We start from the raw sequence: 19,099 nt of genomic DNA on the forward strand, positions 1-19,099 counted from the left end.
CGCGGCGGGCCGCTGCCGGCATGCGCGCCGCGGCTCCCACCGCCGCCGGAATGCGCGCCGGGGCACCTGCCGGACCAGGGGGCCGAAACATGCTGGCCTGGGCCAGGCCGGCGCCCCTAAACTCGGCGCCCCAGAACTCCCGGCTGCCGGCGATTGCCGGCAAACGCCCTAGAACCCGTGGCTCAGCACCAGGCCGAGTGAGAACAGCACGGCGTAGCCAAGGTTGATGAGGCCGGTCTGCTTCAGCACGGGGATGAGGCTCTTGCGGCGGCGCCCCGCGATCATCAGCCAGGACGGCATCAGGATGGTCGGGATGAGCAGCAGCACAACAAGCATCCACGGCTGCCGGGGCGCGAGCACAATCACCAACAGAATCGCGACTGCCAGCATCAGTACGTAACTTTCCCGGGCGTGTTTGTCGCCCAGCCGGACGGCCAGCGTCTTCTTCCCCGCGACGCGGTCGGTGGGAATGTCTCGGACGTTGTTGGCCATCAGCAGGGCGCAGGCGATCAGTCCCGTACCGATCGCACCGATGACGGCCGCCAGGCTGATCCGGCCGGCCTGGGTATAGGTGGTGCCCAGCGTGGCCACCAGCCCGAAGAACACAAAGACGAACACGTCGCCCAGGCCGAGGTAGCCGTAGGGGTTCTTGCCCCCGGTGTAGCCCCACGCGGCCAGGACGCAGCCCACGCCCACGAGGATCAGCCACCACGCCTGCGTAATGATGACCAGGGCCAGGCCGAACAGCATGGCCAGTCCGAACGCCGCGAACGCAGCCCGCTTGACGTGCGCCGGCACCGCCGCCCCGGAACCGACCAGGCGGAGCGGGCCCACCCGGTCCTCGTCGGTGCCGCGGATGCCGTCGGAATAGTCATTGGCGTAGTTCACGCCGACCTGGAGCAGAAGCGCCACCATGGCGGCCAGCACTGCGTTGACCGGACGGAACCCATCCAGCTCATAGGCGGCTGCGGAACCGATCAGGACCGGCGCGATCGCGGCCGGCAGGGTGCGCAGCCGGGCGCCCTGGATCCATTGTGCGGCTGTGGCCACGTTCAGTACCTCGTTGGTTTTGGTGACGATCTGGTTGGACAGACTTGGTTGAAGCTTTTCTATTTTCCCTGATGCAGGGCTTCCAGCCGAACCGTCATGCCCAGCCGGTCCGGTTTTCCGTTCGGAAGCATCAACAGTTCCGCCGCGGTCAGCACGGTTTTTGGGACCCGGGCGCCCGTCAAAGCGCCCGTTCCGCCGGCTGCGAACCGCGCCCTGAAGTCATCGGACGCCCCGGGGGAAGGATCGGCCAGCACCACGTAGGCCGCCAGCGCCTGGCCCCATTCGGCGGACGGAACCCCGGCCACGAATGCCGCCCGCACGCCGTCGAGCCGCTCCAGCTCCGCCTGCACGTTCGCGGCGGACACCTTGACGCCGCCGGTGATCACGACGTCGTCCGCCCGGCCCAGCACGGTCAGCGTGCCGTCCGCAGCGAGCTCTCCGAGGTCGCTGGTGCGGTACCAGCGGACCCCGTCGTTCTCGACAAACGCGTCCGCGCTGAGTTCCGGGGCGCCCAGGTACCCGGCGGCGATGGTGGCGCCGCCCAGCAGGATGCGCCCGTCCTCGCCCAGCTTGACCTCGACGCCGTCCAACGGCACGCCGTCGTAGACACAGCCACCGCAGGTCTCGGCGGAGCCGTAGGTGGTCACCACCCTGACGCCGGCGTTGCGGGCCGCGGCGAGCAGCTCTGCCGAGGCGGGGGCGCCGCCGAGCAGGACCGCGTTGAAGCGGCGGAGCGCGGCCAGGGTCTGCGCGGAGGGGGACTCGAGCAGCCGCTGCAGCTGGGTGGGCACCAGCGAGGTGTAGCGGAGTTTGTCCGTGAGCTCCCGGGCTGCGGCGGTGAAGGCCTCCGGGGTGAAGCCGCCGGAGAGGTCCATCGCCCAGGGCCGGGTGCCGGCGAACAGTGACCTGACCAGCACCTGCACGCCGGCCACGTACTGCACCGGCAAGGCGAGCAGCCACTGGCCCTCGCCCTTCAGGGCGATCGCCGTCGCCATGGAGGAAGCCGCGAGGGCATCCACCGTGAGCACCGTGGCCTTGGGCGTCCCGGTGGAGCCGGAGGTCCGCACCACCACCGCGGCATCCTCAAAGCCGGGGGTCTCCACCAGGCTGACGACGGGGGATCCGTCCGGACCGGCGGAGAGTTCGACGGCGGGCCCCTCCCCGTGAAGGGCGGCTGCGAGGGCCGCGAGGGCGGGCTCGATGTTGACGGCAGTCACGTGCGGCGCCTCAGAAGTAGTACGGGAACTGGGACCAGTCCGGATCGCGCTTCTCCAGGAAGGCCTCCTTGCCCTCCACCGCCTCGTCCGTCATGTACGCCAGCCGCGTTGCCTCGCCGGCGAATACCTGCTGGCCGGCCAGGCCGTCGTCGGCGAGGTTGAAGGCGAACTTGAGCATCCGGATGGCCTGCGGGGATTGCCGGGCGATGTCGGCAGCGTATTCCAGCGCCACGTCCTCGAGCCGCTCGTGGTCCACGGCCTCGTTCACCGCGCCCATCCTCACCATGTCCTCGGCGGAATATTCGCGGGCCAGGAAGAAGATTTCGCGGGCAGCTTTCTGGCCGATCTGGCGGGCCAGCAGCGCCGAGCCGTAGCCGGCGTCAAAACTGCCGACGGTGGCGTCGGTCTGCTTGAACTTGCCGTACTGGCGGGAGGCGATGGTCAGGTCCGAGACGACGTGCAGGGAGTGCCCGCCGCCGGCGGCCCAGCCGTTGACGACGGCGATGACCACCTTGGGCATGGTCCGCATCAGCCGCTGCACCTCGAGGATGTGCAGCCGGCCGGCGCGTGCCGGGTCGATGCTTTCCTTCGTCTCGCCATCGGCATAGCGGTACCCGTCGCGGCCCCGGATCCGCTGGTCGCCGCCGGAGCAGAACGAGTGGCCGCCGTCCTTGGCGGAGGGGCCGTTTCCGGTGAGCAGCACGGTGGCCACGTCCGGGCTCATCCGGGCGTGGTCCATGGCCCGGTAGAGCTCGTCCACGGTGCCGGGGCGGAAGGCGTTGCGGACCTCGGGCCGGTTGAAGGCGATCCGGACCGTGGGCAAGTCGCGGACCACGGTGCCGTCCGCGGAGCGCTCCACCTGCCGGTGGTAGGTCATGTCTTGGAAGTCGTCGAAGCCGGATACGGTGCGCCAGCGGGTGGGGTCAAAGACGTCGGATACCTTGGCGGGGATTTCGTTGCTCACAGACCGAGTCTAGTAATCGGCTCAGCTGATGCAGAACTCGTTGCCTTCCGGGTCCGCCATGGTGTGCCAGGAATGCGGTCCCTCGTTGGCGGTCCAGAGGTACGTGGCGCCGCGGGCCTCGAGGGCGGCGCGCACCTGGTCCTTGTCCGCGCCGGCCAGGTTCACGTCCCAGTGCACCCGGTTTTTCACGGTCTTGGCCTCCGGTGCGGTCTGGAACAGGATCCTCCGGGTGGCCGGCTTGGCGTCCAGGTCCTCGGGTGGCCGGATGGCGGCGCCGGTGCGCCAGACCAGTTTGCCGTGGTGGAGCTTGGTCTCGGACTCCGTGGCGAAGCCCTGCTCGATCATGGAGCGGATGAAGTCCTCGTCCTGCGGCTCCACGGCCCAGTCGAGGGTTTCGGCCCACCATTCGGCGAGGCCGTGGGGATCAGCGCAGTCGACAGCGATCTGGATGTTCAATGCCATGGGAAGAACCTACGACGCCGGCGGCCCCGGCGCTAGGGCTGCGGCGCCGGCGGTTCGGCGCAAGTCCGTCCGGGCTTACTGCAGTTGCTCGAGGACTTCCGGCGGAATGGCGTAGATGAAGATGACGGCCAGCAGGTTTTTCGCCGCGTGGACGAAGTAGGAGAACATCACGTTTTTGCCGGTCCAGACGTAGACCAGCACCAGGATGGCGCCCATCGCGAGGTACGGCATCAGGACGGGCAGCGACAGCGCCTCCTGGCCCACGATGTGCACGGCCGCGAACAAGGCGACGGAGAGCCCGCAGCAGAGCCAGATGTTCAGCTTCCCGCTCAGTTTGCCGATCAGCAGGTGCCGGAAGATGTACTCCTCCACGAAGGGGCCCACCACCACCAGCAGCGGCACCATCAGCCAGGCCGGGACCTGCTGCATCAGGGCCTGCAGTCCGGCCTGGTTCACTGAGGTCTGCGGCGGCCCGGTCAGGGCCACCAGCACGGCGGTCAGGATCATCGCGGCGATGACGGACAGCGGCACCATCAGCAGCGTGAACCAAGGCCGCGTGGCCAGGACCCGCAGGTCCCGGCGCGCCACGTGGCGCGCCGCGGCCAGGGCGAGCAGGCCGATGACCCCGTAGAAGACCAGATTGACGGCGTAGGACGCCACGGCCGGGTTGGGGGAGAGCTGCAACAGCAGCGGGGCCAGCAGCCCGGACGCGGTGGCGAAGAAGGCGCTCACCGCCGTGTAGATCGCCGCCGTCGCGTAGTCCAGCCGGGAAAAAACGTACAGCTCCGGACGTGGTGCGGGTAGTTGACGGAGAGCGGTGCCCATGGCATCAGCCTAGCTCCCCGGAGGGGCCCGCGATGTTGCCCGCGTCACGGTCCGGCACCGAAAGCTAGTACTATGGATGAGCCGCGCGACGCTGCGAGCCATTGCGGGCTCCGGCACCACCGCTGACCCCACATCCCGGGCTTACCCCCTGATGTGGCGCGCCCCGGCCTGCCTGCCCGTCCCGGCGAGACCCCGACCCCAAGGAACAGTTGTGCCACAAAGTACTTCCACAGAACCCCAGAGCACGACGGCGTCACCCGCCGTCGTCGACTCGACCCTCAGCGCCGAGGGCTACAAGAAGTCCCTGAGCGGCCGCCAGGTCACCATGATCGCCATGGGCGGCGCCATCGGCGTCGGACTCTTTATGGGAGCCGGCGGACGCTTGGCCTCCACCGGGCCCGCGCTGATCTTCTCCTACGCGATTGCCGGCGTCATCGCGTACCTGCTGATGCGTGCCCTGGGCGAGCTCATCATGTACCGCCAGACCTCCGGCTCGTTCGTCAGCTACGCCGGCGAGATGTTCGGCAAGAAGGGCGCGTACCTCTCCGGCTGGATGTACTTCATCAACTGGGCCATGACCGGGATCGCGGAGCTGATCGCGATCGGGCTGTACTTCCAGTTCTTCTTCCCCAACGTGCCGGTGGAACTGACCGCGATCGCGGCACTGCTGCTCCTGGTCGGTGTGAACCTCCTGAGCGTCAAGGCGTTCGGTGAATTCGAGTTCTGGGCCTCCGTGCTCAAGGTCGCGGCGATCCTGATCTTCCTGGCCGTGGGCACTTTTATGGTGGTCACCAACGCCAAGGTCGGCGAGGGCCACGCCTCGGTGAACAACCTCTTCGCAGCCGACGGCGGCATGTTCCCCAAGGGCGCGCTGGTGATGATCCTGGTGCTCAACGCCGTGATCTTCGCCTACAACGCCATCGAACTGGTGGGCATCACCGCCGGCGAGATGGAGGACCCGGCCAAGGAGGTCCCGAAGGCGATCCGCGCCGTCGTAATCCGCATCGTGGTGTTCTACGTCGGTTCCGTGACCCTCCTGGCCATGCTGCTGCCCTCGGACCAGTACAAGGCCGGCACCTCGCCGTTCGTCACCGTGTTCGGCCAGATGGGCCTGCCGTGGATGGGCGACGTGATGAACATGATCGTGATCACTGCGGCACTGTCCTCCTGCAACTCGGGCCTGTACTCGATCGGCCGGATCTTCCGCACCATGGCCAACAACGGGCACGCCCCGCAGTGGCTGACCCGGATGTCCAGGAGCCACGTGCCCTACGCCGCCATCCTGGCGATCGGCGCGGTGTACCTCGTCGGCATCCTGCTCAACATCTGGCTGGGCGGCTCGCACGCCTTCGACCTCGCGCTGAACACCGCCTCGATCGGCGTGATCTTCACCTGGGGTTCGATCTTCGCCAGCCAGATCGCGCTACGGAAGACCAAGGGCAACGCCTCGTCCCTGCCCATGCCGGGCTCCCCGTGGACCAGCTGGGCCGGGCTTGTGGCGCTGCTGGCGATCACCGTGCTGATCGGTTTCGACACCATGACCAGCAAGAGCGGCGAAGTTTTCCAGTTGGGCCTGTGGACGCTTGCGACCATCCCGTTCTTCGCGGTGGTGCTCTGGCTCGGCTGGCAGAAGGTCAAGCACAACGAGCCCAAGAGCGAGCTCTTCAGCTAGTCCCCGCCCCATCGATTGCTCCGTAACCGCCGTTCTGGGACTCCAAAAGGGCGGTTACGGAGCAATCGATCCGGGATTCTTCAGGTACTGGGCGAAGTGATCCTCGATCCGACGCCAGGCCTCCGGGGCGGACTGCGGATCCGGGCCGATGCCGAGCACCCGGAACAGCGGGCGCAGCGGCCTCGGCCCGGCCTCGGCGTCGTTGAGGAAGGCGTGCCCGGCCGTCTCGAACTCCTTGACGTCGTGCTCGATGCCCAGCTGTTCGAGGACCGACTCGAGTTGTGCCGCCGCCCCGGGCAGCGTCCGGTCCCTGGCTCCGAAATTGGCCACGATGGGGCAGGCGCCGGCGAGTGCCGTTTCCGGGTCCCTGGGCAGCCTGCCGTAGTTCACGGCCGCGGCGTCGAAGCCGTCGTTGGCCATCAGCAGGGCAAAACTGCCGCCCATGCAGAAGCCGATCACGCCGATCTTCCCCGTCGTGCGGCCGGAATCCAGCAGCCACTGCCGGGCCGCCGCCAGGTCCGTAAACGCCCGCCCCTGCCCGGCCGCCAGGGACCGCATGGTCGCCACGAGGCAGCGGCGCGCGCCGCCGTCGCTGTACAAGTCCACTGCCAGGACCAGATACCCGGAGGCGGCCAGCCGCTCGGCGTGCCGGACCGTGATGTCGTCGAGCCCGAAGGCTTCATGGACCATCAGCACGCCGGGGAAAGGCCCGGCCCCCTCGGGCTCGGCCACGTAGCCGTAAAGCCGCGGTGAGCCGCCGGCGGTGCTGCTGGCCGCGCTGAGGTCCAGGTTGTGCCGAACAGTCTCCGGCGCCCCGGGCCGGCCGGCGGGATTCCTGGCCATGTGCACTCCTCTGTCTGCAGACGGATGTTGCCTGGGGACAGTCTTGCATCCGGACACACAAAACGGCGCCGGGCATCCCCCAAAGGAATGCCCGACGCCGTCGAGGTTAAGGACTAGTCGCGCTTGACCGCGTCCTTGACGTTCTCGCCGACCTTCTTGGCGTCGGCGACGACCTGGTCCTTCTGGCCTTCGGCCTTCAGGCGGTCATTGCCGGTGGCGTCGCCAGTAGCTTCCTTGGCCTTGCCGCCGAGGTGCTCCGCTTCGTTCTGAATCTTGTCTCCGATACCCATGGTGTGTTTCACCTTTCGTTTCCGGTTGAAATTCAACGCATTTTCACCATAACACAAAGCATGCTTACTAATTCAAGTCCTTTCTCGGATCATTCGATCCTGCCCCGGCTGAAGGGTCGCTGGCGGACCCGGATAGGCTCGAACCATGAAGCCCAAAATCATTGCCCCGCGCCTCACGCCGGTGCGACTGGCGGACCTTGTGGAGGATCCGGCCCCGGACTTCCGGCGCGGCGAACGCTACGACGGCGTCCGGTACAGCCGGGCGGCCGCAGACGGGCTGGAGCTCAGCGGCACGGACTTCGCCGAGTGCGAGTTCGACGGCGCCTCCTTCAACGAGACGCAGCTGCGCGGCGCCGGCTTCCGCGACTGCGTCCTCGCCGAGGTGTACGCGCCGGTGTTCACCGCCGCGCGCTCGAGCCTGCGCGACGTCGAGATCCGCAACCCCCGCTGGGGTTCGGCGGAACTCTATGAAAGCGGCTGGCAGTCCGTGCGGATCGACGGCGGGAAGCTGGACTACGTCAATCTCCGCGGCTCCAAGCTCGTGGACGTGCAGATCAGCGACTGCATCATCAACGAGCTGGACCTGGGCTCGTGCACGGCCACCCGGGTGGCGTTGAAGAACTGCACCGTCGGCAGCCTGGACTTCAGCGGTGCCCGGCTCAAGGACTTCGACCTGCGCGGCACCGATTTCCGGTCGTTGAGCGGCCTCGACTCGCTCACAGGGCTGGTCGTCGACGAGTACCAGCTGACCCTGCTGGCGCCGTTGCTGGCCGGACAGCTCGGCATCACCGTCGCCTGAGCCGCCGCGTCATCCGGGGACGCCCGGTTGACCCCCTTGCCCTGCCGTGTAATCTTTATAGAACGAACGGTCGGTAATTTCCCCTGCTGCCGGCCCTGCTCCCTTGGTGAAGGATGTTCTCATGGTCGAGGCTTTTCTTGTTGGCGGTGCCCGCACTCCCGTGGGGCGGTACGGCGGGGCGCTCTCCGCTGTCCGTCCGGACGACCTGGCGGCGCTGGTGGTCCGTGAAGCCGTGGCCCGTGCCGGAGTCGACCCCGACGCCATCGACGAGGTCATCCTCGGCAACGCCAACGGCGCCGGTGAGGAGAACCGCAACGTCGCCCGGATGGCCACCCTCCTGGCCGGCCTTCCGCTGCACATCCCCGGCATCACCGTCAACCGGCTCTGCGCCTCGGGCCTGAGCGCCATCATCATGGCCAGCCAGATGATCAAATCCGGCGCCGCGGACATCGTGATTGCCGGCGGCGTCGAATCCATGAGCCGCGCCCCCTGGGTGCAGGAGAAGCCGCAGACTGCCTTCGCCAAGCCCGGCCAGATCTTCGACACCTCCATCGGCTGGCGCTTCGCCAACCCGCTGTTCCAGAAGGGCGAGCTCTCCCGGGACGGCAAAATGACCTACTCCATGCCGGAAACCGCCGAGGAGGTCGCCCGCGTGGACGGCATTTCCCGCGAGGACGCCGACGCGTTCGCCGTCCGCTCGCACGAGCGCTCGCTCGCCGCGATTGCTGCCGGCCGCTTCACCGACGAAATCGTCCCCGTGACCGTCAAGACCCGCAAGGGCGAGACGGTCGTGGACACCGATGAGGGCCCCCGCGCCGGGACCACCCTGGACGTGCTCGCCGGGCTCCGGCCCGTCGTTGCGGGCGGCTCCGTGGTCACCGCCGGCAACTCCTCCACCCTGAACGACGGCGCCTCCGCGATCATCGTCGCTTCCGAAGCAGCGATCAAGAAGCTCGACCTCACGCCGCGGGCCCGCATCATTGACGGCGCCTCCGCCGGGTGTGAACCCGAGATCATGGGCATCGGCCCCGTCCCCGCTACGCAAAAGGTCCTCGCCCGGAGCGGGCTCGACGTCGGCGACCTCGGCGCCGTCGAGCTCAACGAGGCCTTCGCCACGCAGTCCCTGGCCTCCATCCGCCGGCTCGGCCTGGACCCGGAGATCGTGAACCGCGACGGCGGCGCCATCAGTCTGGGGCACCCGCTTGGTTCGTCCGGATCCCGGATTGCCATCACCCTGCTGGGCCGGATGGAACGCGAGGATGCCAAGATCGGCCTGGCCACCATGTGCATCGGCGTCGGCCAGGGCACCGCCATGCTGTTGGAGCGCGTCTAGTGGCCGCCGCGGCGCTTGAGCCGGGCGGCTTCGCCACGCTCCTGGTCGAAGAACGCGAAGACCGGGTGGTGGTGCTGCTCAACCGCCCCGAGGTCCGCAACGCGATCGACCAGCAGATGGTCGACGAGCTGCATCGGGTCTGCGCCTACCTGGAGCAGACGCCCAAGGTACTGGTGATCGCGGGCACGGAGGGTGTGTTCGCCTCCGGCGCGGACATCGCCCAGCTGCGCGAACGCCGCCGCGACGACGCGCTGCAGGGTATCAACTCGACCATCTTCGTCCGGATCGCCAAGCTGCCCATGCCGGTCATCGCGGCCATCGACGGCTTCTGCCTCGGCGGCGGCGCCGAATTGGCCTACGCGGCCGACTTCCGGCTCGGCACGCCCGGGATCCGGATCGGCAACCCCGAGACCGGCCTCGGCATCCTGGCCGCCGCCGGTGCCAGCTGGCGGCTCAAGGAGCTGGTGGGGGAGCCCGTGGCCAAGGAAATCCTGCTGGCCGGCGCGGTGTTCCGCGCCGACCGCGCGCTCGCCGTCGGACTCATCACCGAGATCCACGAGCCCGAACAGCTGATGGACGCGGCGCACGCGCTGGCGGACCGGATCGCGCAGCAGGACCCGCTCGCGGTGCGGATCACCAAGTCGGTGTTCCATGCCCCGGCGGAAGCGCACCCGCTGATCGACCAGCTGGCGCAGGGGATCCTTTTCGAATCGCAGGCGAAGTTCGACCGCATGCAGTCATTCTTGGATAAGAAAAAAGCTAAGAAGTCAGCCAAGGAATCAGACCGGAAGAAGCAGCCATGAGCAACTCCGCACGCCCCGCGAACCTGCCCACTACCGTCGGGGTGCTCGGCGGCGGCCGGATGGGCGCGGGCATCGCCCACGCCTTCCTGATCAAAGGCGCCAACGTCCTCGTCGTCGAACGCGACGAGCAGTCCGCCGAGGCCGCCCGCGAGCGGGTGGAATCCGCAGCGGCCAAAAGCATCGAACGCGGCGCCACGGACGGCAACCTCGACGAAATGGTCGCCCGGCTCTCCGTGACCGTGGACTATGACGATTTCAAGGACCGGCAGCTCGTCATCGAGGCCGTGCCCGAAGAATGGGACCTCAAGGTGGCCTCGCTGCGCGGGATAGAGGAACGGCTCGCGCCGGACGCGTTCCTCGCCTCCAACACCTCCTCGCTCTCCGTCAACGGCCTGGCCCGCGAGCTGAAGCGCCCGCAGAACTTCCTGGGCCTGCACTTCTTCAACCCGGTCCCCGCGTCCACCCTGATCGAGGTGGTCCTGGGCGAACAGACGTCCGAGACCCTCGCCCAGGCTGCCCGCGGCTGGGTGGAGGCGCTGGGCAAGACCGCGGTGGTCGTCAACGACGCCCCCGGATTCGCGTCCTCGAGGCTGGGCGTCGCGATCGCCCTCGAAGCGATGCGCATGGTGGAGGAAGGCGTCGCCTCGGCCGAGGACATCGACAACGCCATGGTCCTTGGCTACAAGCACCCCACCGGCCCGCTGCGCACCACCGACATCGTCGGCCTGGACGTCCGTCTGGGCATCGCCGAATACCTGGCCTCCACGCTGGGTGAGCGCTTTGCCCCGCCGCAGATCCTCCGGGACAAGGTGGCCCGCGGCGAACTCGGCCGCAAGACCGGCAAAGGCTTCTTCGACTGGACCGCCTGAGCCGGACCCGGGCGGACATTCATTGGGGGATTCGTCCGGGCCGGTCAGGCGCCCGGGCCTACTGCGCGGCCCGCGAGTCGAGGGCCCTCTTCATGCCGTCCATGGCGGGTCCAGCCAGGGACTGGAACGCCGGCCGCACGATCGGTTCGGCGAGCCTGCGCCAGCCTTTGAGCTCGAATTCCGCGGTGTACCTGACTTCAGAGCCGGGTCCCGAGGGCTCCACCTCGATGGTGTCCACCGAGATGACGGCTTTATTCTCGCCGCGCAACGTGATCCGGCTTTCAGCGAGCTCCACCACTGCGTAGATCAGCGTCTGGCGCTTGCCGCGGAACTCGGCCTCCGCCTCGTACCGGTGGCCCACCGCGACGGGTCCGTCGGTAAGCTTCCTGACCACCGGCGTTCCGGGATCCCATTCGGGCGTGTGCTCGAACGCCGAGAGGTACTCGAAGGCTTCGCCGGCCTCCAGTGTGGAGCGGACCGTGCCGGTGACTGTGATCATGGGCCCAGCCTACCCAGAAGTCTGCGATTGGACAGCGCGCCGGCGGCCTGTCCATCGCGGGGGCCGGGGCCGGCCGGGAGGAGCGCCACCGCACTTAGGATGGTTCCGTGAACCGCATTCAACCCCTCACCCTCACCGGCCAGTACGTGGTGCTGGAGCCACTGAGCCAGGACCACCACGACGGCCTGGTGGACGCCGTCCGCGACGGCGACCTCTGGAAACTCTGGTACACCTCGGTCCCTGCACCGGAAGCCGTGGCCGCCGAGATCGACCGGCGCCTCGCGCTGCAGGGGAACGGCTCGATGCTGCCCTTCACCACCCGGCTGCTCGACCCGGCCACCGGCGCCCCGGGCCGGGTGATCGGGATGACCACCTATATGAATATCGACGCCGCCACGCCCCGGGTGGAGATCGGATCCACCTGGAACGCCGCCTCCGCGCACGGCAGCGGCAGCAACCCGGACTCCAAGCTACTGCTGCTGCGGCACGCGTTTGAGACCCTCGGCTGCCCGGCCGTCGAATTCCGCACCCACTGGCTCAACCATCAGTCCCGCGAGGCGATCGCGCGGCTGGGCGCCAAACAGGACGGCGTCCTGCGCAGCCACATCCGGACGGCCGACGGCGTGCTGCGCGACACCGTGGTGTTTTCCATCCTGGAACATGAGTGGCCGATGGTCCGGAGTGCCCTCGAGTTCAGGCTGGCGAAGCGGCGCTAGGGTGCCGAATAGGCTCCGGCGCTGCTCAGTGCCGTGTAGTACGCCTGGTAGCCCTCCGAGTTCGGGTGGAAACTGTCGGGGCTGCCCGGAATGGCGCCGTTGATCCACGGGTCTGCGGAGTAGATGCCGTGCCCGGCGAAAGCGGTCCGGACGTCGACGTACTTCACCCGGCTCGCCGCGGGGTCGGCGGCAGCCGCGGCCAGCGCGATGGATCCGTTCAAGCCGTCCGCCAGGTCCGTGGCCTGGTAGATGAACTGGGACGCCGGATCGGTCCGGCCTGCGGGGATCGGATCGAAGAGGTAGGGGTATCCGGTGAGGACAATCCTGGCGTTGGGAGCGGCGGCCTTCACACTCTGGATCATCGCGGCCACCTCCCCGGCCAGCTCGCCGCTGACGATCTTGGCCCTCGCGGCAGCGCTGGCAGCGGCGCACGCCGCGGCAAAGGAAGGATCGAAGATTGCGCTGCCGCAGCTGGTGACGATGGCTCCGAAACCGAGGTTGTTGCCGCCGGCGGTGATGGTCACCAGCTCCGTGGTCCTGTTCAGCTGTACCAGCTGGGTTGCCACCACTTCCTGGGTCGTTTTGCCGCTGCAGGCCGCGTTGGTGACGAGTTTGATGGCCTTGGTATCGGCCGCCAGTTGGGAGTAGGCGTTCACGCTGCGGTAACACGTTGCGTCTGCGTACGGCCCCGCGCCCTGACCCGCGGCGTAGGAGTCGCCCAGGGCGATGTACTTTGTCTTGTCCACGGCCTGTGCGGGGGCGGCGGCCAACCCGGCGGACATTGCCAAGGCGGCGAGACCGGCAGCCAAAGCCGTACGACGGCGTCGAAATTTCAGAGTTCCCATGGTGTTCCCCTCAGTAAGCACACGGTCCAGCACCCTTGACGGGATCCCAGTCCCCCCAGAGAGCTGAAAAGAGCCCGGCAGCTGCCGGGTCCACCGCCACCCTACGCGGGCCCCGGAACGCGGCACCGTGCCAATGGTCCCGTGCTGGCCACCTTTCGCGGTCTCCCACCCCCGTGGAGCGGAGCCCGCGGGTGTGCTTAGCTTTCAGGATGACGATCCCCGCCACGCCCGCCCGGGCCGCCACCGGAACCGCTGCGTCCGGCGCGGTGGGCTGGGACGGGGCGGTCAACGCCTGGCATGTTGCCGGCAGCGTTTACCGGATGGGGCGCCGGGAATGGCTCACCGAGACCGGCTGGCAGCAGGCCTACGACGGCGGCATCCGTACGGTGATCGATCTCCGCAACCCGGAGGAGATCCGCCGCCGCGACACCGACCCGCCGGTACGCGAGGAGGCCCTGGCGGCGTTCGACGTCGTGCACGTCCCCACGGAGGACCCCTCTAACAGTGAATTCCGTGCCCTGTGCGTCCCCTACCTGAACGACCCGGCGTCCTACCCGGACAACGCCAGGATCTTCCCGGGCAAGCTCACGGCGGTGTTCCAGGCCGTGGCAGCGGCCCGCGGCGGCGTCGTGATCCACTGCTCGGCGGGCCGGGACCGCAGCGGCATGATCGCGGCCATGCTTCAGGACCTTGCCGGAGCCGGGGAGGACGCCATTGCCCTGGCCTATGAACGCGCCCTGCGGTCCATCAACGAACACCACCGCGTGGCCGCCACCCCGCATCCGCACGAGCGGTACCTGCCCGAGGACATCCTCGCGCCGCTGGTCGCCCGCCGCCGGGAAAGCCTCCTGCGCTTTGTGCGGCAGGTGAAGACCGCAGAGTTCCTAGGGCACAATGGGGTAACAGTCCGGCAAATGGCCGCCATTTTGGCTAAATTGGGGCGCTAAAGTAACCGGGTGAAGACTCCCAAATACGCGCTGGCCGTGCGAATGGCGGCAGCCGCCGTTGTGCTCGCTGGCTCGTCTCTGGCCGTCCCCGCATTTGCCGAGACCGGGCAGACCGGCTCTGCCACACCGTCCCCGGTTGCGTCCCCAGGCTCCGCACCCACATCTCCCGCCCTCAGCGACGCCGGGCTCGCGGAGGCCATCCGGAGGGATCTCGGCCTGACGCTCGAGGAATTCAACGCCGCGGGACAGCTGGCCAAGCGCGCCGCCGACGCCGCAACAACCCTGCGCGGGCTCCCAGGGTACGTGGGCATGAGCCTTGTGAGCGGCAAAATCGTCGTCCGGGGAAGCGGCGCGGAGCTGCAGTCCCGGATCGCTGAGCTGAACGCGGCGGGCCCGACCGCGGATTTCGTGCTTGAAGTCCCCGTCCCAGCCGCCGCGACGGGGCAATCGTCCGTCCGGCCGGAGGCCTCGAGCGTGGACGAACTGTTCGAGGCCTACGTCCGCGAGGTCGGGCCCGCCGGGCTGCAGGCCGTGGCCTACGCCGACGGCCACTTTGTCATCCGGACCGGGGGGACCAACACAGCCGAGGCGGCGCTGCCGGACTTTCTGGACCCGCAGCCGCCCGCAACGTCCGTGACTCCCGTGCCAGGCAAAATTACAGCCGCAGCTTTCGTGGCGCGCTTTACGAATGTCCAGCTGGAAAAGGGTGCCCCGGTCACCACCCAGGCCCAGGTCACCTCGGACCTCTTCGGCGGACAGGGCTACGTCACGGACAGCAACTTCACGTGCTCTGCCGGCTTCGGAGCCTTCAACCGCACCACCGGAGCGCCACTCATCCTGACCGCTGGCCACTGCGCCGGCGACGGCGCCAGCCACGCCACGGCCATCGAGCCGGCCACCGCCTCGAAGGCCGGGGGTGCGACGACGGCCAAGCCTGCTGTCCTCGCGCCGCTCGGAACCTTCGGGTTCAGCCAGTTCGGCGGCCCCGGCAATACAGCGACTACCGGTACTAGCGCCAGCAACATCGGGACGGACATCGCCGTGATCAATGACCTTGCAGCCGGCGTCAGGGTACAGCCAGCTGTGACCAAGTGGCGCGGCGTCGGGCCGGCATATAACAGCGCGGACCCCGCAAACCCGGGGCCCACCGCCGTCAAAATCATCGGAGCGATGGCCCCGAAGGTGGGCCAGCCCGTGTGCCGGTCCGGCCAGACCACCGGGTGGAAGTGCGGCACCGTCGACTCGGTCGGGATCTGGCTGATTCCGGGACCGAAGAGCCTGTCGCCAAACTTCGCCAACGACCTTCGTGCGGTCAGGGCTTTCGATTCCACCACGGTCACGTCGGACGGCGGTGATTCCGGTGGCCCCTGGATCAGCGGCAACTTTGCAGTGGGAACCCATACCGCGGCGGAGAAGCAAGGCACCACCCAGTTGCGTGCCATCGCGGCCACCCTCGAGGACGCCCTGGAGTTCGTCCCGGACGTGCAACTGCAACTCTTCCTGAACAAACCGGAGCTCGTGGATCCGGCCAACCCGGTGGTGACGACCGGGGCGGCCATCACCGGCCGTGTACCGGCGGCCCCCGCCTCCGCCGTCGCGGCGGGCTCGACGGTGCGCATCACGGTGCCCGGCCAGCCGCCGTCGGACGTACCGGTAGACGGGGCGGGACACTGGTCCTTCCCCGCTCCTGCGACCGCAGGCCGCCTGACCTTCACGGCAGAGACGGTCAACGGCTTTAGCCGGTCCGGTGCGGTCACTCTTGCCGTCGACGTCTCCGTGCCGGACCCGGCTGGCGCTGCTGCTGCGTCGGCGGCCCAGCATGATCCCGGCTTCGTGCCCGCCCCGGCCGACCAGCCGGCCGCGGCGGCCACTGATCCGGTCGGCTCCGCGCAGCCCTTCGAGCTGTCCGACGACGAGGCCGACGGTGCTGTGTGGGCCGCAGCGCAGGGTGGCCTTCCAGGGCAGACCGACGTCGTTCCGGAGATTCAAGCCAAATCGCCGGCCGAGGTGTCGACCGCTGCGCCGCCCCGGGCCGCTGCACCGGCGGGTCCGCCGGCAAGGTCCGGACAGGGGGCGGGGCCGGGCACCGAGTGGCTGCTGCCGGCTGCCGGCCTGGCGGGCGGTTCAGTCCTGCTGGCCAGCGTGCTCATGATTGCCGGCCGCCGCCGGGCCGTGAGGGCCGGCACTAACAGCCGGTCCTAGGCCTTCCGCTCCAGCAGCAGGTTGGTGATCCGCAGCGTGCAGAGCCGCTGGCCGGCCTCGTTGGTGATCAGCACCTCGTGGGTGGTCACCGTGCCGCCCAGGTGAAGCGGCGTGGCCGTGATGGTGATGGTCCCCTCCCGGGCCGACTTGTGGTGCGTCGCCGAAACGTCCACGCCCACCGCGGTCTTGCCCAGGGTGCTGGCGTGAATCACCGCGGCCCAGGAACCCACAGCCTCGCCGACGGCCAGCGAGGCGCCGCCGTGCAGCAGGCCGAAGGACTGCCGGTTGCCCTCCACCGGCATCGTGGCGACCACCCGCTCCACTGACTGCTCCACAATTTTGACCCCCATCTTCTCGTCGAGTTCGCCGAGCGTGATCTTCCACGGCTCACCGGCGGGGGAATCGGGGGTCATAGCGTCTCCTTGGGGCTTGGGCCCGCCTCGGGCCGGTCGGTCCTGCCACTACTAGTGTGCCGCAGGGCTCCTTCATGTACTGTAGACATATTACCGAACGGACGGTCAGTAATGCACTGGCCGTGTTGATCTTGCCCCGCGTTGGAAGGACCCGTCAACGATGACCACCACTGCAACAGCTCCGGAACCCTCAGTCGGCACCGTCGAGATCGTCCCCAGCTTCATCCGGAACTCGTGGTGGACCCCCGACGCCGCCTCCGCAGCCGGAGCGGCCTCGGTCCTGGACGCCAGTACCGGCGAACTGCTGGCCAAGGTGAGCACCGAGGGCCTGGATCTCGCCGCCGTCGTGGACTACGGCCGCACCACCGGCCAGGCGGAACTGGGCAAGCTGACCTTCCACCAGCGCGCCCTCAAGCTCAAGGAGCTCGCGCAGTACCTCAACGGCCGCCGCGACGAGTTCTATGCACTGTCCGCGCAGACCGGCGCCACCAAGGTCGACTCGATGATCGACATCGACGGCGGCATCGGCGTGCTCTTCACCTTCGGCTCCAAGGGCCGGCGCGAGCTGCCCAACGCCCAGGTGGTCGTGGACGGGCCCATGGAGGTGCTCTCCCGTGACGGCTCCTTCGCCGGCGAACACATCTACACCCGGATCCCCGGCGTCGCCGTGCAGATCAACGCCTTCAACTTCCCGGTCTGGGGCATGCTCGAAAAGCTCGCCCCGGCCTTCATCGCCGGCGTGCCCACGATCGTCAAGCCCGCCACTCCCACCGGCTACGTCGCCGCGGCCGTGGTGAAGGCGATCGACGAATCCGGCATCCTGCCCGAGGGCTCGCTGCAGCTCGTCTCCGGTTCCGTCCGCACCCTGCTGGACCACCTGGACTACCGCGACCTCGTCGCCTTCACCGGCTCGGCCTCAACCGCCAACACGCTGAAGTCCCACCCCAACGTGGTCAAGGGCGGCGTCCGGTTCACCTCCGAGACCGACTCCCTCAACGCCGCCATCCTGGGCCCGGACGCCGTCAAGGGCACGCCGGAATTCGACGCCTTCATCAAGTCCCTCGTCACCGAGATGACCGCCAAGGCCGGCCAGAAGTGCACCTCGATCCGCCGCGCGATTGTGCCGCAGGAGCTGGTGTCCGACGTCGTCGCCGCCGTGGGGGAGCGGATCTCCGAACGCGTTGTGCTCGGCGACCCCCGCGCCGACGGGGTCACGATGGGCGCCCTCGCCTCCCTGGAACAGCTCGCCGACGTGCGCGCCGCCGTCCGGTCGATGCTCGATGCCGGCGGTGAACTCGCCTACGGCACCCTCGATTCGCCGAAGGTCACCAGCGCGGACGGCAGCGTCGGCGTCGTCGACGGCGGCGCGTTTATGTCCCCGGTGCTGCTCAGCTGGGCCGATCCGGAGGCCGAGGAGGTCCACTCGCTCGAAGCCTTCGGCCCGGTTTCCTCGGTGATCGGCTACACGGACCTGGCCGACGCCGTCCGCCTCGCCGCCCGCGGCGGCGGCTCGCTGGTGGCCTCGGTCTGCACCAACGATCCCGCGGTGGCGCAGCAGCTGGTCACCGGGATCGCGGCGCACCACGGCCGCGTGCTGATGCTCAACCGCGAAGACGCCCGCAGCTCCACCGGCCACGGCTCCCCGGTCCCGCACCTGGTCCACGGCGGCCCGGGCCGCGCCGGCGGCGGCGAGGAGCTCGGCGGCATCCGCTCGGTCATGCACCACATGCAGCGCACCGCGATCCAGGGCTCGCCGAACATGCTGACGGCCGTCACGGGTGTCTGGCACACCGGCGCGGACCGCAACTTCACCCTCGAGACCGAGGGCCAGCACCCCTTCCGGAAACCGCTGGCCACGCTGCACATTGGCGATGCCATCCGCTCGGAGCTCCGCGAGGTCTCGCTGGAGGAAATCACCAAGTTCGCCAACTCCACCGGCGACACCTTCTACGCCCACACCAACCAGGAGGCGGCGGAGGCCAACCCGTTCTTCCCGGGCATCGTCGCGCACGGCTACCTGCTGCTGGCTTGGGGCGCCGGGCTGTTCGTGGAACCAGCACCGGGCCCGGTGCTGGCGAACTACGGCCTGGAGAACCTGCGCTTCATCACCCCCGTGGCGGCCGGCGACTCCATCCGGGTCACCCTGACGGCCAAGAAGATCACCCCGCGTGAGACCGACGAGTACGGCGAGGTGGCCTGGGACGCCGTCCTGACCAACCAGGACGACGAGATCGTGGCCACCTACGACGTGCTGACCCTCGTCGAGAAATAGCCCTTCCGCCCCTCCCGTTGCCCTATCACGTATGGCTGCCCAGACGCCGGAATAGCAGCCATACGTGATAGAGCAACC

The 19,099-nt window shown here is 68.6% G+C and carries 19 protein-coding genes; 9 read left to right on the top strand and 10 right to left on the bottom strand.

Translation table 11 applies throughout. The annotated features are described in order from the left end of the window. Positions 1 to 168: 168 nt before the first annotated feature. The 5 genes from AC6I9V_RS11200 to AC6I9V_RS11220 all read right to left on the bottom strand — a co-directional run bounded on the left by AC6I9V_RS11200 (position 169) and on the right by AC6I9V_RS11220 (position 4,518). Positions 169 to 1,050 carry a 1,4-dihydroxy-2-naphthoate polyprenyltransferase gene (locus AC6I9V_RS11200; protein ID WP_497899496.1) on the bottom strand — a complete coding sequence of 294 codons (882 nt, stop codon included), beginning with the start codon at positions 1,048 to 1,050 and terminating at the stop codon, positions 169 to 171. A gap of 59 nt (positions 1,051 to 1,109) precedes the next feature. Further along, positions 1,110 to 2,267 (bottom strand): AMP-binding protein, encoded by a 1,158-nt coding sequence (locus AC6I9V_RS11205; protein ID WP_497899497.1) that lies wholly within the window; start codon positions 2,265 to 2,267, stop codon positions 1,110 to 1,112. Positions 2,268 to 2,277: 10 nt separating this feature from the next. Further along, on the bottom strand, positions 2,278 to 3,231 hold the full coding sequence (locus AC6I9V_RS11210) for a 1,4-dihydroxy-2-naphthoyl-CoA synthase (RefSeq protein ID WP_497899498.1): 954 nt from the start codon (positions 3,229 to 3,231) through the stop codon (positions 2,278 to 2,280). Between the two features lie 21 nt (positions 3,232 to 3,252). Then, on the bottom strand, positions 3,253 to 3,693 hold the full coding sequence (locus AC6I9V_RS11215; protein ID WP_349412399.1) for a VOC family protein: 441 nt from the start codon (positions 3,691 to 3,693) through the stop codon (positions 3,253 to 3,255). Positions 3,694 to 3,768: 75 nt separating this feature from the next. Continuing rightward, complete coding sequence (locus AC6I9V_RS11220; protein WP_497899499.1) at positions 3,769 to 4,518, bottom strand: CPBP family intramembrane glutamic endopeptidase; 750 nt, start codon at positions 4,516 to 4,518, stop codon at positions 3,769 to 3,771. A gap of 211 nt (positions 4,519 to 4,729) precedes the next feature. On the opposite strand from AC6I9V_RS11220, the gene AC6I9V_RS11225 reads away from it, so the two are divergent. Next, positions 4,730 to 6,190 (top strand): amino acid permease, encoded by a 1,461-nt coding sequence (locus AC6I9V_RS11225; protein WP_349412397.1) that lies wholly within the window; start codon positions 4,730 to 4,732, stop codon positions 6,188 to 6,190. Positions 6,191 to 6,244: 54 nt separating this feature from the next. On the opposite strand, the gene AC6I9V_RS11230 is transcribed toward AC6I9V_RS11225, so the two are convergent. Together AC6I9V_RS11230 and AC6I9V_RS11235 are read right to left on the bottom strand one after the other, a co-directional pair. Beyond that, entirely contained in the window at positions 6,245 to 7,033 is a 789-nt protein-coding gene (locus AC6I9V_RS11230) for a dienelactone hydrolase family protein (RefSeq protein ID WP_497899500.1), read from the bottom strand. A gap of 113 nt (positions 7,034 to 7,146) precedes the next feature. Beyond that, positions 7,147 to 7,323: a CsbD family protein gene (locus tag AC6I9V_RS11235; protein WP_146336704.1), complete on the bottom strand. Its 177-nt coding sequence runs from the start codon at positions 7,321 to 7,323 to the stop codon at positions 7,147 to 7,149. Between the two features lie 145 nt (positions 7,324 to 7,468). On the opposite strand from AC6I9V_RS11235, the gene AC6I9V_RS11240 reads away from it, so the two are divergent. The 4 genes from AC6I9V_RS11240 to AC6I9V_RS11255 all read left to right on the top strand — a co-directional run bounded on the left by AC6I9V_RS11240 (position 7,469) and on the right by AC6I9V_RS11255 (position 11,127). Beyond that, complete coding sequence (locus AC6I9V_RS11240; protein WP_497899501.1) at positions 7,469 to 8,122, top strand: pentapeptide repeat-containing protein; 654 nt, start codon at positions 7,469 to 7,471, stop codon at positions 8,120 to 8,122. A 121-nt stretch (positions 8,123 to 8,243) separates the two neighbouring features. After that, on the top strand, positions 8,244 to 9,455 hold the full coding sequence (locus AC6I9V_RS11245) for a thiolase family protein (protein ID WP_497899502.1): 1,212 nt from the start codon (positions 8,244 to 8,246) through the stop codon (positions 9,453 to 9,455). Continuing rightward, positions 9,455 to 10,258, top strand: a complete 804-nt coding sequence (locus AC6I9V_RS11250; protein ID WP_497899503.1) for an enoyl-CoA hydratase/isomerase family protein — start codon at positions 9,455 to 9,457, stop codon at positions 10,256 to 10,258. Before AC6I9V_RS11245 ends, AC6I9V_RS11250 begins: the two co-directional genes overlap by 1 nt. Next, positions 10,255 to 11,127: a 3-hydroxyacyl-CoA dehydrogenase family protein gene (locus AC6I9V_RS11255; protein WP_497899504.1), complete on the top strand. Its 873-nt coding sequence runs from the start codon at positions 10,255 to 10,257 to the stop codon at positions 11,125 to 11,127. The genes AC6I9V_RS11250 and AC6I9V_RS11255 overlap by 4 nt, the downstream gene beginning before the upstream one ends. 58 nt (positions 11,128 to 11,185) lie before the next feature. On the opposite strand, the gene AC6I9V_RS11260 is transcribed toward AC6I9V_RS11255, so the two are convergent. Then, on the bottom strand, positions 11,186 to 11,626 hold the full coding sequence (locus AC6I9V_RS11260) for an SRPBCC family protein (RefSeq protein WP_497899505.1): 441 nt from the start codon (positions 11,624 to 11,626) through the stop codon (positions 11,186 to 11,188). Positions 11,627 to 11,733: 107 nt separating this feature from the next. On the opposite strand from AC6I9V_RS11260, the gene AC6I9V_RS11265 reads away from it, so the two are divergent. After that, a complete protein-coding gene (locus AC6I9V_RS11265; protein ID WP_497899506.1) occupies positions 11,734 to 12,342 on the top strand; it encodes a GNAT family N-acetyltransferase in 609 nt (202 codons plus the stop codon). On the opposite strand, the gene AC6I9V_RS11270 is transcribed toward AC6I9V_RS11265, so the two are convergent. Continuing rightward, positions 12,339 to 13,187 (bottom strand): SGNH/GDSL hydrolase family protein, encoded by an 849-nt coding sequence (locus tag AC6I9V_RS11270; protein ID WP_497899507.1) that lies wholly within the window; start codon positions 13,185 to 13,187, stop codon positions 12,339 to 12,341. The genes AC6I9V_RS11265 and AC6I9V_RS11270 overlap by 4 nt on opposite strands. A 209-nt stretch (positions 13,188 to 13,396) precedes the next feature. Here AC6I9V_RS11270 and AC6I9V_RS11275 point away from each other — a divergent pair, with 209 nt between their 5' ends. Both AC6I9V_RS11275 and AC6I9V_RS11280 read left to right on the top strand, forming a co-directional pair. After that, positions 13,397 to 14,134 carry a tyrosine-protein phosphatase gene (locus AC6I9V_RS11275; RefSeq protein ID WP_497899508.1) on the top strand — a complete coding sequence of 246 codons (738 nt, stop codon included), beginning with the start codon at positions 13,397 to 13,399 and terminating at the stop codon, positions 14,132 to 14,134. 9 nt (positions 14,135 to 14,143) lie between these two features. After that, positions 14,144 to 16,336 carry a S1 family peptidase gene (locus AC6I9V_RS11280; protein WP_497899509.1) on the top strand — a complete coding sequence of 731 codons (2,193 nt, stop codon included), beginning with the start codon at positions 14,144 to 14,146 and terminating at the stop codon, positions 16,334 to 16,336. Here AC6I9V_RS11280 and AC6I9V_RS11285 read toward each other — a convergent pair. Continuing rightward, complete coding sequence (locus tag AC6I9V_RS11285; RefSeq protein WP_497899510.1) at positions 16,333 to 16,749, bottom strand: PaaI family thioesterase; 417 nt, start codon at positions 16,747 to 16,749, stop codon at positions 16,333 to 16,335. The genes AC6I9V_RS11280 and AC6I9V_RS11285 overlap by 4 nt on opposite strands. A 160-nt stretch (positions 16,750 to 16,909) precedes the next feature. On the opposite strand from AC6I9V_RS11285, the gene paaZ reads away from it, so the two are divergent. Beyond that, complete coding sequence (gene paaZ / locus AC6I9V_RS11290) at positions 16,910 to 19,021, top strand: phenylacetic acid degradation bifunctional protein PaaZ (protein WP_497899511.1); 2,112 nt, start codon at positions 16,910 to 16,912, stop codon at positions 19,019 to 19,021. Positions 19,022 to 19,099 lie beyond the last annotated feature (78 nt).

The organism is Arthrobacter sp. SlRoot2-15, from assembly GCF_059739345.1.